Source organism: Streptomyces sp. NPDC005761, assembly GCF_040630635.1.
Lineage (GTDB): Bacteria > Actinomycetota > Actinomycetes > Streptomycetales > Streptomycetaceae > Streptomyces.
Genome location: NZ_JBEXXX010000006.1, coordinates 180,058 through 191,754 on the forward strand (window position 1 = coordinate 180,058; position 11,697 = coordinate 191,754).

General features: G+C 70.5%; 15 protein-coding genes. 14 read left to right on the forward strand and 1 reads right to left on the reverse strand.

The window, feature by feature from the left end; translation table 11 throughout:
- The first annotated feature begins 2 nt into the window (after positions 1-2).
- The 11 genes from ABZ434_RS08625 (at position 3) to ABZ434_RS08675 (ending at position 7,013) form a co-directional block, all read left to right on the forward strand.
- Positions 3-440 (forward strand): gas vesicle structural protein GvpA, encoded by a 438-nt coding sequence (locus ABZ434_RS08625; protein ID WP_359133140.1) that lies wholly within the window; start codon positions 3-5, stop codon positions 438-440.
- Positions 441-442: 2 nt separating this feature from the next.
- Entirely contained in the window at positions 443-1,153 is a 711-nt protein-coding gene (locus ABZ434_RS08630; protein ID WP_359133142.1) for a GvpL/GvpF family gas vesicle protein, read from the forward strand.
- 45 nt (positions 1,154-1,198) lie between these two features.
- Complete coding sequence (locus ABZ434_RS08635; protein WP_359133144.1) at positions 1,199-1,456, forward strand: gas vesicle protein GvpG; 258 nt, start codon at positions 1,199-1,201, stop codon at positions 1,454-1,456.
- A 49-nt stretch (positions 1,457-1,505) separates the two neighbouring features.
- The gene (locus tag ABZ434_RS08640) at positions 1,506-2,093 is read left to right on the forward strand and encodes a hypothetical protein (protein ID WP_359133146.1); all 588 of its coding nucleotides are present in this window, start codon (positions 1,506-1,508) and stop codon (positions 2,091-2,093) included.
- The gene (locus ABZ434_RS08645; protein ID WP_359133148.1) at positions 2,086-3,294 is read left to right on the forward strand and encodes an SRPBCC family protein; all 1,209 of its coding nucleotides are present in this window, start codon (positions 2,086-2,088) and stop codon (positions 3,292-3,294) included. Before ABZ434_RS08640 ends, ABZ434_RS08645 begins: the two co-directional genes overlap by 8 nt.
- Before the next feature lie 40 nt (positions 3,295-3,334).
- On the forward strand, positions 3,335-3,766 hold the full coding sequence (locus ABZ434_RS08650; protein ID WP_359133150.1) for a gas vesicle protein: 432 nt from the start codon (positions 3,335-3,337) through the stop codon (positions 3,764-3,766).
- Positions 3,763-4,602 (forward strand): GvpL/GvpF family gas vesicle protein, encoded by an 840-nt coding sequence (locus ABZ434_RS08655; protein WP_359133152.1) that lies wholly within the window; start codon positions 3,763-3,765, stop codon positions 4,600-4,602. Before ABZ434_RS08650 ends, ABZ434_RS08655 begins: the two co-directional genes overlap by 4 nt.
- On the forward strand, positions 4,599-4,811 hold the full coding sequence (locus ABZ434_RS08660) for a gas vesicle protein (RefSeq protein WP_359133154.1): 213 nt from the start codon (positions 4,599-4,601) through the stop codon (positions 4,809-4,811). The genes ABZ434_RS08655 and ABZ434_RS08660 overlap by 4 nt, the downstream gene beginning before the upstream one ends.
- 53 nt (positions 4,812-4,864) lie before the next feature.
- The gene (locus ABZ434_RS08665; protein ID WP_359133156.1) at positions 4,865-5,278 is read left to right on the forward strand and encodes a gas vesicle protein K; all 414 of its coding nucleotides are present in this window, start codon (positions 4,865-4,867) and stop codon (positions 5,276-5,278) included.
- 49 nt (positions 5,279-5,327) lie between these two features.
- Entirely contained in the window at positions 5,328-5,786 is a 459-nt protein-coding gene (locus tag ABZ434_RS08670; protein WP_359133158.1) for a hypothetical protein, read from the forward strand.
- A gap of 426 nt (positions 5,787-6,212) precedes the next feature.
- The gene (locus tag ABZ434_RS08675) at positions 6,213-7,013 is read left to right on the forward strand and encodes a hypothetical protein (protein WP_359133160.1); all 801 of its coding nucleotides are present in this window, start codon (positions 6,213-6,215) and stop codon (positions 7,011-7,013) included.
- 54 nt (positions 7,014-7,067) lie between these two features.
- On the opposite strand, the gene ABZ434_RS08680 is transcribed toward ABZ434_RS08675, so the two are convergent.
- Positions 7,068-8,138: a LacI family DNA-binding transcriptional regulator gene (locus ABZ434_RS08680; protein WP_359133162.1), complete on the reverse strand. Its 1,071-nt coding sequence runs from the start codon at positions 8,136-8,138 to the stop codon at positions 7,068-7,070.
- A 266-nt stretch (positions 8,139-8,404) separates the two neighbouring features.
- Here ABZ434_RS08680 and ABZ434_RS08685 point away from each other — a divergent pair, with 266 nt between their 5' ends.
- From ABZ434_RS08685 to ABZ434_RS08695, 3 genes are all read left to right on the forward strand, one after another.
- Positions 8,405-9,778, forward strand: coding sequence for an extracellular solute-binding protein (locus tag ABZ434_RS08685; protein ID WP_359133164.1), 1,374 nt, complete (start codon positions 8,405-8,407; stop codon positions 9,776-9,778).
- Between the two features lie 76 nt (positions 9,779-9,854).
- Complete coding sequence (locus ABZ434_RS08690) at positions 9,855-10,733, forward strand: sugar ABC transporter permease (protein WP_359133273.1); 879 nt, start codon at positions 9,855-9,857, stop codon at positions 10,731-10,733.
- 2 nt (positions 10,734-10,735) lie between these two features.
- Positions 10,736-11,635, forward strand: a complete 900-nt coding sequence (locus ABZ434_RS08695) for a carbohydrate ABC transporter permease (RefSeq protein WP_359133166.1) — start codon at positions 10,736-10,738, stop codon at positions 11,633-11,635.
- Positions 11,636-11,697 lie beyond the last annotated feature (62 nt).

Below are 11,697 nucleotides of genomic sequence, written 5' to 3' on the forward strand. Positions count from 1 at the left end.
CCATGACACTCGTTCAGCAGAGCAATGCGACGTCCGGTGGGAGTGGGGGCTCGGGAAATCTGTACGACGTTCTCGAGCTCATACTCGACCGAGGCCTGGTCATCGACGCATTCGTCCGCGTCTCCCTGGTGGGCATCGAAATCCTGAAAATCGATGTCCGGGTGGTGGTGGCCAGTGTCGACACCTACCTGCGGTTTGCCGAGGCGTGCAACCGTCTCGATCTGGAATCCGGCCGCAAGGCGCCGAGTCAGCTCACCGACCTGGTCGGCGACATGACGGAGAACGGCGCCAAGGGCAAGTCGAAGGGCGCCCTGACCGGGGCCGTCGAGGCTTTCAGCGAGTCGTTGACGGGCAAGCGCGACGAGCCCGAGGAGGAGCCTCGTAAGCGCCCGGCCCGCAAGTCCACGTCCAGCCGTCAGACTCAGCGAAGCGAGGGGTAACGGTGCCCACCTACATCTACGCCATCACCCGTGCCGACCACCCGTTGCCGCTGAACGCCCTGTACGGCGTCGGCGATCCTCCCTCGGCCCTGCGCACCCTGCGAACCGACCGACTGGCCGCCGTGGTCAGTGATGCGCCTCCCGGACTTCGCGCCAAACGCCGCGATGTGATGGCCCATCAGACCGTGCTCGAAGCCCTGATGGCGGGTGGAGCGACCCTGCCGATGCGCTTCGGTCTGATGGGACCGGGCGACGACGAGGTCATCGCGGCCCTGGACCGCGAGGCCGACGCGTACGAGGGACGGCTGGCGGAACTGGACGGCCGGGTGGAGTACAACCTCAAGGCCGGCCGGGACGAGGAAGATCTCCTGCGGGAGATCATGACCGAGGACGAGGGGATACGGCAGCTCAATGAGCGCACGCGTGCGCAGGGCAGCCACGACGACCGGGTAGCCCTGGGAGAGCTGGTGGCCCGCGAGGTGGACGCCCGCCACCGGAGGGAGGCCGAGGACGTGGCCGGCCGGCTGGCGCAGACCGCCACCCGGGCCTCGCACGCGGAGCCGGGCCCCCAGCAGTTCCTCAACCTGTCCTTCCTCGTACCCCGGTCGGAGACCGACGCCTTCGTGGCAGCGGTCCAGCGCGAGGCGGAGCAGCGGGGCGACGCGTACTCGTTCACCCTGACCGGTCCGCTGCCGCCGTACAGCTTCGTCTGACCGCCGGGGCCCGCCGGCTCCCGGGAGCGGAGGTGAACTGCCGCCATGGGTCTCATCAGCAGCATCCTGACCCTGCCGTTGGCTCCCGTACGGGGAACGGCCTGGGTTCTGGACCAGGTCGTCCACGCCGCCGAGGAGGAGTACTACAACCCCGAACCGGTGCGTGGTCGGCTCGCCCAGCTGGAGCAGGACCTGAACAACGGCCTCATCGATGCCGAGGAGTTCGACCGGCGCGAGGACGAGCTGCTGGACCGGCTCGACGAGATCGAGGAGTACCGGAACAGCGCTCGGCACACGACCTGACCATCAGTCACACACATATGACCCGGGGGAGATCCGAGGTGCAACCCAGATGACGAAGAACGTCAAGATAGGCGCGGCTCTGGTGGGTGGATACCTGCTGGGGCGTACGAAGAAGGCGAAACTCGCCGTGGGGTTCGGGATGTTCCTGCTCGGCAAGAGGATCGATTTCGACCCCCGGCAGATCGGCAGAATGCTCGCCGACTCCCCGGTGCTGGGCTCGCTCAACGACCAGGTGCGCAAGGAGCTGGTGGACGCCACCAGGACAGCGGCGACCAAGGCCGTCACCCAACGGGCCGGCAGCCTGGCCGACTCGCTGCAACAGCGCACCCAGGCCCTGGGGGCCGGGGGCGTCGTCGACGAAGAGCCCGACGACGAGGTCGACGACGAGGCCCCGACGGACCAGGACGAGGACCAGGAATCGGGCGAGGGCGAGAAGCGCAAGCCCGCCCCCCGCAAGTCCGCGGCGAACGACTCGAAGGCCGCCTCGAGGACCGCCTCGAAGAGCCGGTCCTCCTCGGGCACCAGCCGGTCCGGGAGCGCGGGCAAGACCTCCGCCCCTGCGCGCAAGCGCACCGGAGCCGCCCGTAAGACCGCGGCGTCCGGCGCCCGCAAGGCCCGGGGAGGCGGCAATGCCTGACTCCGCACTCGGCAGTATCAAGAACGACGTGGCCAAGAGCCCTGCGACCGACCGGCTCAAGGACGAGCTGCAGAACTACGTGCGGGCTCGCGCCGAACACGCGGTGACGCAGCTCGGCCACCGCCTGGGCGAGTCGGTGGCCAAGCTCGCCGAGCCGGGCAGCGGGGGCGGCGCCCTCAAGAGCCTCGCCAAGGGCGGACAGGCCTTCGGCGAAGGCAAGTCGCCCGGCCAGGCCGCCTTGACCGCGGGCGCCTCCCACCTCAAGGACACCGTGAAGAGCAAGGTCAAGGGATTGTTCGGCAAGGGACGCAAATCCGGCGGTGGCAAGTCGAAGAGTGTCACCGTCGTCGAGGACATCGACGTCGGCGTTCCGGTCCGCGAGGCGTACGACCAGTGGACCCAGTTCCAGGAGTTCAGCTCGTTCGCCAAGGGCGTCGTGAGTGTGGAGAAGGCGGACGACACCACCAGCAACTGGAAGGTGAAGGTCGCCAAGTCCACCCGCAGTTGGAAGGCGAACGTCACCGAGCAGGTACCCGACGAGCGCATCACCTGGACGACCGAGGGCGCCAAGGGAACCGTCAAGGGTGTGGTCACCTTCCACGCCATCACCGACGACCTCACCCGTGTCCTGCTGGTCCTCGAGTACTTCCCCAAGGGCCTGTTCGAGAAGACCGGCAACATCTGGCGCGCCCAGGGCCGCCGTGCCCGGCTCGACCTCAAGCTCTACCGCAAGTTCATCATGATGCGCGGCGAGGCCACCGACGGCTGGCGCGGTGAGATCCGCGACGGAGAGGTCGTCGTCAGCCACGAGGACGCGCTCGACGAGGAAGAGGCGCAGAACAGCGAAGGCGCCGGAACCGACGACGAGTACTCCCACGAGGGGACGAGCGAGGACGACCCGTCCGAGGGCGAGCAGGTTCACGACGACGTCGATCCCGAGTACGACGCGGAGCCGCAGGACGAGGAACTCGCCGACGAGAAGCCGGCGGACGAGGCGGACGAGCCGGTGGACGAGGACGAGGAGCCGGAGGACGAGTGGGAGGAGCCGGAGGAGGACGAGGAGGCGGAGGAGCTCGCGGACGAGGAGGACGAGCCCGCTGACGAGGACGTCGCCGACGCCGAGGAGCAGGACGAGGAGGCGGAGGAGGAGCCCCGCCCCGCCCGCCGCTCCCGACGCCGGACGGCCGGCGCCGGCCGCTGACCTGACCCGCACCAACACCCATCGAAAGGCGTGAGACACCGTGTCCGATTCACTCGCCGGCCGACTGCCGGCCCCGCCCAGGGGGGCAGCTCCGGCGTACGGGCAGCAGGGCTCGTCGGCCAACCTCGCCGACATCCTGGAACGGGTGCTGGACAAGGGCATCGTCATCGCCGGTGACATCCAGATCAATCTGCTCGACATCGAGCTGCTCACCATCAAACTGCGCCTGCTCGTCGCCTCCGTCGACAAGGCCAAGGAGATGGGCATCGACTGGTGGGAGCACGATCCCTCGCTCTCGTCGAGGGCTCGCCCCGCGCGCGAGGCCGAGGCCCGCCCGGGGGGCGACGCCCTGGCCGAGGAGAACGAGCAACTGCGTGCCGAACTGGCCCGTCTGCGGTCGGCGGCCGGGCTCACGGAGTCCGCGGACGCCGGGGGCCCGGCGGCTCGGGCCGAACGGGAGGAGGAACGATGAGCGCCCGACCGAACGCATCAGCCGGCCCGAGCGACGCGGAGATGACGTACGTCTACGCAGTCGGCCGCGACGACCCCGCCTTGCACGTGCTGGCCTCCCGGCTGCCCGGCGTGGACGGGCGGCCCCTGCGCCCGGTCAGCGGGGGAGGGCTGTGCGCGCTCGTCTCCGCCGTGCCCGCGGACACGTTCAGCGAGCAGGGCCTCACCGCGCAGATGGAGGACCTGGACCGGCTCGAGGCGGTCGCCCGCGCCCATCACGCCGTGGTGGACGCCGCGTTCGCCGAGACCTCGGTCCTGCCGATGCGGCTGGCCACGGTCTACCGGGACGACACCAGGGCGGCCGACATGCTGGTTCGGCAACGCGGCGAGTTCCAGGAGCTGTTGGCCCGGCTGGAGGGGCACGTCGAGTTGGGGGTGAAGGTCTACGCCGACCCCCGCACAGCGGCGACGCCGGCGCCGGCCACCGTGCCGTCCGCGGGGGCCGGCGCGGGTCGCGCCTATCTGCGGCAGCGGCAGGCGCAGCAGCGCAACAGCCAGGACGCCTACAGGGCGGCGTCCGATGTGGCCGCCCGTGCCGCGCAGCTGGCGGAGAGGCTGTCCGCCTCGCGGGCGGTCCACCGCCCGCAGCAGGGGCAGCTCGCCTCCCGGGCCGGGGTGAACGTGGCCAACGAGGCCTATCTCGTACCTCGGGAGCACACGGAGCAGCTGCGCCGGGAGCTCGCAGCGCTGGCCGACGTCGCCCCCGGTGTCTCGATCGAGGTGACCGGGCCGTGGGCGCCCTACTCGTTCGCCACGGCTGTGGTGGCGGAGGGCGCGGGCGGCGGTGGTGCGGGGTGAGCACGGACATCATCGGCGGCGTCCTCGGCGAGACCGAGCCCCGCGGAGGTCCGCCCGTCGCACTGATCGACCTGCTGGACCGCCTGTTGAACGGCGGCGCGGTCCTCACGGGCGACCTCGTCCTGTCCATCGCGGACGTGGATCTCGTCCACATCAATCTCCGAGCGGTGATCCGCTCGATCACCGGTGAGGAGCCGGCGCCGTGGTGAGCCCGCGGGCCGGTTCCGCACCCGGACGAAAGCACCAGGGCGAGGAGGTGGGCATGATGACCGGCGACGAGTGCGCACGGGACGTGGCGGGCCCGTCCGCCCTGAGGGTCGAGGATGTAGCGCGCTCCGCGGCGCAGGCGTTCGGTCTCGGCCTCGCGCAGCCGGACGACAGTGGCCCCTCGGCTGCGTCCCAGCGGCTGCACACCGACCCGGACACCGTGGAGCGGGATCTCATCAAGCTCGTGCTCACCATCGTCGAGCTGCTCCGTCAGCTGATGGAGCGCACCGCGATCCACCGCGTCGACCAGGGCGACCTGAGTGAGCCTCAGGAGGAGCGCATCGGGATGACGTTGATGATCCTGCACGAGCGTATGACTGAGCTGTGTGATCGCTACGACCTGACGATGGACGACCTCAATCTCGACCTGGGGCCGCTCGGCTCCCTGCTTCCGCAGAGCGGCGCCTGAGCCGTCCGGTCCCAGGTTTCATCGCATCAACCAAGGCAAGGAGGAGGCCATGACCGCAGAAAACAAGGACACCAAGAATTCCACCCCGAGCAAGGGCCGGACCACCGCCCCTCGCAAGTCCGCCGCCTCGGCCCGTAAGGCGGCAGACACCACCACGGCGGCCGCCGGCAAGCAGGCCACCGCGACTGCCGACAGGGCGCAGTCGGAGGCCGAGGGCGCGAAGAACTCGGCAACGGACAGCGTCCGGGCGGCCGGAGAATCCACCCGGCGCGTCGGGCGGGCCGCGGCCGCCGGTCTGCAGAGCGGGCAGCAGGCCGTGACGGCCAACGCCGCCAAGGCGGCGGGCGTGGCCACCGCGGCCTGGGCCGTCGTCAAGCACAGGAAGGCGATTGCCGCCGGAGCCGCGGCCGGGGTCGCCAGCGTTGCCGGAGCGGCCTTCGCCATCGGGCGCTCGACGGCCAAGCCACCGACGGGCCCGCTGACCCGGCTGGCACGCGGCAGGATTTGATTCCGGGAAGGCGAACGCGGAGGCCCGCGAGGGCCCTGGGCGTTCGGCCCGGGCGGGGCCGGAGACTCCTCTCCGGCCCCGCCCCCATGTCCGGAGCGGGGGTCCTCCCGGGAGGACGGAGCTTGGCTGGTGAGGCGGGCCGCGCCGGTGCCATCGGATCGGCCGGGTCCGTCGATGGGGCACATCGGGCCGCGCTCTCCGGCGGAGGCCAGCCGGCATGGGGAGCGCCTGCCGGCAGGGGAACGCGAGCCGGTGGTCGGGGACCTTCTGGCGGAACGACGGTCCCTCGTTAGGAGGTGGGTGATCGTTTTCGCGGTCGGCGCGTGGCATCGATGACGACATGATCATGAAGCTCATGCACCTGCACCTGCTCCCGCACGAGGCAGAGGCATACCCCCGCACGCCCTTCACCGGAGGTGGCCCCTCGTGGTCCTCGTCATCGTCGTCGCAGTCATCGCCCTGCTCGCCGGCCTCGCGGCCAACCGCTGGCTGCGGCCGAGACTGCTCAGCGAGGACGACGACACGGGTATGGCTGTCAAGGATCTCGTCGGGCCCCTGCTGACCCTGACCGTTCTTCTGCTTGCCTTCGTGCTGGTCACCGCCAACGGTTCGTACGGCAAGGCCGAGGTGGCCTCACGGGGAGAGGCCCGGGCACTGGACCAGCTCGTGGAGACCGCCGAGTACGCCCCGGAGGCGCAGCGGGCGCGGATCCAGGCCGATGCGATCTGCTACGCCCGCGCCGTACGTGCCAAGGAGTGGCCGGCCATGTCCGACGGCCACGGCTCATCGGCGCCCAGCGTCTGGTCCACGGACTTTCGCAGGACGTTCCGCGCGTTGGAGGGCGAGCCGGTCTTCGGCATGCTGATCGCCGCTGACAACAAGCGCTCCGACGAGCGCGAGGAACGCCTCACCCAGGCGAGCGCGAGCATTCCCGGCACCATCTTCTGGTTCCTGCTCGCCACTCTCGTCATCACCGTCATGGCCCTCGGTATCTGCCTGCCGCGAAGGAACAACCGGGGGCAGCTGATCACCCTGACGGTGATCACCGCACTTCTGACGACGATGCTGATCATCATCCGGGATGTCGACCGGCCGTTCGGCGGCATCATCGACGTGAAGCCGACAGCGATCTCCGAGGTGCAGCGGCAGGCCACGCGCGACTTCCTCGCCCACCACCCGGCCGGCCAGATCCCCTGCGACGACCAGGGCAGGCGCCGCGCGGTCTGACCCGCCGGGGCGGTGAAGGAGGCGGGCCGCCACTGCCGAGGGAGACCGGACGGGTCACCACTCCCCGTCGCGCCGCTCGGCCCCCTCCGTGCTCTCGCGCAGTACGAGCCGGTGTGCCACGACGCGGTCCTGCGGGGACACCGACCGGGGGCGGCCCCTGTCGTCCGGCCCGGGCTCCGGGCGCGTGGCCTCGTCGATGCGGCGCAGGAGCAGGTCCACCGCGACCCTGGCGATCGCCTCCTTGTCCGGTGCGACCGTGCTCAGGGACGGCACGCTGAACCGGCCGCCCTCCACGTCGTCGAAGCCGATGACGGCCACGTCCTCGGGCACCCGGGCGCCATAGGCGTGCAGCGCCCTCAACGCCCCCAGCGCAAGCTGGTCGTTGAGGCACAGCAGCGCATCCGGCCGGGCCCCCTCGTCCAGTACCCGGCGCACGGCGGCCGCCCCGTCGCTCATGTGGAACGCCTCGACGGGCAGCAGGGACGCCGGGTCGTAGGCGATGTCTGCCCCGGCCAGCGCGATGCGGTAGCCGCGGGTGCGGGCCTGGGCGGTGCCGACGCGCCCGTCGTCCCGCCCGCCGACGGTGAGGATGCGCCGGCGTCCCAGCGCGAGCAGGTGCTCGGTGGCCTCGCGGGCCGCGCGTTCGTTGTCGATCGCCACATGGTCGGCGCCGTCGGTCAGCAGTTCGCCCAGCAGGACGGTCGGCGGGGGTCCGGCGTGTGCGTGCAGGTCCTCCGGCGCGAGGGCCAGAGGGCTGAGGATGACGCCGTCCACGAAGTCCGAACCGAAACCGGCCAGCGCCGCCTTCTCCTTCTCACGGTCCGCGCCGGACTGGTGGATCAGCACGGTGAGGGAGCGCCTCTCGGCCTCCCGGACGACGTGGCGGGCCAGTTCCGCGAAGTACGGCACGTCCAGTTCCGGCACCACCAGGGCGATGATGCCCGTCCGTCCACTGCGCAGGTGCCGTCCGGCGAGGTTGATGCGGTAACCGAGGTGGTCGATCGCCTCCTGCACCACCCGCCGGGTCCGCTCGGACACATGGACGTAGTCGTTGAGCACGTTGGACACCGTCTTCTCCGACACCCCCGCGTGCCGTGCGACGTCCTTGATCCTCGGCCGTGCCACCCGCGACCTCCCCCTCCTCGGTACGCGCCGAGTCTATGTGGCGACTTCCGCGCGCCCTGGAGGGAGCCGGAGCAGTGGACGCGGGGGAGCAACCCGCACGGGTAACGGCGCAGCTCTTTACAGCCAATGTACATCGATGTAAAAACAGGTCACCGCCCCGGGAGATCCGGCGCGGATCACCTGATGTGCGCGGGCGGCCGACGGCTGCCGTGCCGATGGCCCATGCCGTCGGCCGGGCACGTCGTCCGGCCGACGAAAGGTCAGTGATGAACTCTGCACCCCCTGCCCGCGGGCTGCCCGGAGCCTGGGACCCGGCACGTTCGCCGGGCATCGGCCGCCGCCGTCTGCTGCGTTACGGGGCAGCCGGAGCGGCGGCGCTGCTGGCCGCGGGCCCGCTGACCGGCTGCGCCTCGCCCGCCCGCGCCGGTGAGGCCTCCGCGCTGAAGGTCTGGGACCTCTTCCAGGGCGGCGACGGCTTGCTCATGGACGAGATGATCGCGGCCGTCTCCCGGGGTGCCGACGGATTCGACGTGGACCGCACGATCCTGGACTGGGGCCCGTCGTACTACACCAAGCTCGCCATGTCGGCGGCCGGCGGCCGGGCCTCGGACGTGGCCGTGCTGCATCTGTCACGTCTGGCCGGATACGCCCCCGGCGGCCTGCTCGACCCCGTCGACCTGGAACTCCTCGCCGAATTCGGCGTATCGGAGAAGGACTTCGCCCCCGCCGTGTGGAAGCGCGCCCAGCACCAGGGAACGGTCTACGCGATCCCACTGGACGTCCACCCCTTCATCGTCTTCTACGACAAGGACGTGGCCGGCAGGGCCGGTCTGCTCGACCCCTCCGGCGACCTGGCGCCGATGGGCTCGCCGGAGGCGTTCCTGGACGCCGGAAAGAAGCTCGCCGAGGTCACCGGCAAGTCCGGCATCCTCTTCGGACACGTCACGGACACCGCCCAGAGCTGGCGTCAGTTCGCGGCGCTGTACGCCCAGACCGGCGCCTCCTTCACGCTGCCCGACGGCGGCCCGCCGAAGATCGACATCGAGGCCGCGGTGAAGGTCGTGACCTTCATGCAGCAGCTCTTCGACGGTCGCACCAACCCCGGCAACCTCGACTACAACGGCGCGATGGCCGCGTTCATGGACGGCCGCGGCGGCATGATCATGGCGGGGGAGTGGGAGCTCCCGACGTTCCGGAAGTCCGGTATCGAGCACCTGGGCGCGGCCCCCTTCCCGCAGGTCTTCGACCGGCCGGCCGTCTACGCCGACTCGCACAGCTTCGTCCTGCCGCACCAGGACGACCCCGACCCGGCCCGGCGCCGCGAGGCCCACCGGTACATCGCCGAGATCGTCAAGCAGAGCCTGACCTGGGCGAGCGCCGGGCACATCCCGGCGTACCTGCCGGTGCAGTCCCGCCCCGAGTACGCGGAGCTCGATCCCCAGTCCTCGTACGCGGCCGCGGGCGAGATCGCCGTACTCGACCCGCCGAACTGGTTCGCCGGAGCCGGTGGCAACTTCCAGAACCGCATGTGCCAGCCGCTCCAGTCGGCGCTGCTCGGCAACACCTCCGCCGAGAAGGCGGTACGGCAGATGGTCCGGGAAGCGGACACCCTGCTGCGCCAGCCCAATCCGGTCGCCTGACGACAGCCGAAGGAGCCGCATCGTGACCACCACCGCGCCCGCCGGAGCCCCGGCGCCACCGCAACTCTGCGAAACCCTGCCCGCGCCCCGGCGCAGGCGCTCCCTCACAGCAGGCGGAGGACTGTTCGTCCTTCCGTTCCTGGTGTTCTTCGGACTCTTCCTGGTCTGGCCCATCGTCCAAGGCCTCTGGATGAGCCTCACCGACACCTCCCTCACCCTCCACGACCCCGAGTTCGTGGGCTTCGCCAACTACGCCGAGGTGTTCAGGGATCCGGACGTCTGGAGCAGCCTCGGCAACACCGCCTTCTTCACCCTGATCTCCTGCGTCCCCCTCGTCCTGGTGGCCCTCGCCATGGCGCTGCTCGTGCACAGCGGGCTCGCCGGTCAATGGGCCTGGCGGCTAGCGTACTTCGCCCCGTACCTGCTGCCCGTCACGGTGGTCACCCTCATCTGGACGTGGCTCTACCAGCCCGACATCGGCCTCGGCAACCAACTGCTGACGTCCCTGGGGATGGAGCCCGTCGGCTGGCTCTCCGACGAATCGGTGGCGATGTGGTCCGTCGCGGCCCTCACCGTCTGGTGGACGGTCGGCTTCAACTTCCTGCTCTACCTCGCCGCCCTGCAGTCCCTGCCCGTCACCTACGACGAGGCCGCCGCGCTCGACGGCGCCGGTGCCTGGCGGCGGCTGTGGTCCGTCACCCTGCCGCAGCTGCGCCACACCACCGTCCTGGTCGCCATGCTCCAAGTCCTCGCCTCCCTCAAGGTGTTCGACCAGATCTACATCCTCACCAAGGGCGGGCCCAACAGCTCCACCCGCCCGATCCTGGAGTACGTCTACGACGTCGGGTTCACCGGATACCGGCTGGGCTACGCCTCGGCGGTCAGTTACGTCTTCTTCGCGATCGTCATCGTCGTCTCCGTCGTGCAGCTCCGATTCTTCCGTCAGGAGGGCTGACCGTGTCCGCGATCTCCACCCCCGCCCGCCGTCCGCGCCGGCCGCACCGCGAGGAGTCCGGTTCACCTCTGCTGCTCGGCCACGGACGGCTGCCCCGGGTGCTCGCCACCACCGCGCTGACCGTCCTCGCCGTCGTCTGGCTGCTGCCCTTCCTCTGGGCGGTCGCCACGTCGGTGCAGAGCGAGCAGGACGTGATGAAGTCGGGCCTGTCCCCCTTCAAGGGAGCCTTCACCCTCTCCGCCTACCGGCAGATCCTGGAGCGGGGCAACGTTTCGACCTGGGCCTTCAACAGCGTGCTGACAGCCGCCCTGGTCACCGTGCTCACCGTCGCCGTCTCCACCCTCGCCGCGTACGGGTTCTCCCGGGGCACCTTCCGCGGGAGGCGCGCCCTCCTCGCCGTCACCGTCGCCGCGATCATGGTCCCGCCGCAACTGCTCATCGTCCCGCTCTTCGAGCAGATGACGATGTTCCACCTGGTCGACACCTACGCGGCGGTCATCCTGCCGCAGGTCGTCGCCCCCATGATGGTCTTCATCCTCAAGCGCTTCTTCGACGGGATCCCCCGCGAACTGGAGGACGCCGCCCGTATCGACGGCGCCTCCGAACTCCGGGTCTTCCGGTCGATCGTGCTCCCGCTGTCCCGCCCGATCGTGTCCGCTGTCGCGATCTTCGTCTTCATCGGGGCATGGAACAACTTCATGTGGCCCTTCGTCGTCACCAACGACCCGGACCTCATGACGCTCCCGGTGGGCCTCGCCACCGTCAAGGACGCCTACGGCGTCCAGTACGCCCAGTCCATGGCGTCCGCCCTCCTGGCGGCGCTCCCGCTGATCGTGATGTTCCTCGTCTTCCAGCGGCGCATCGTCAACTCCGTGGCGACGACGGGCCTCGGCGGCAGCTGACCCCACCGACCCCCTGCCCGCGCGCCGGCCGCCCGGCCGGCCGCCCACACCATCCGACTGGA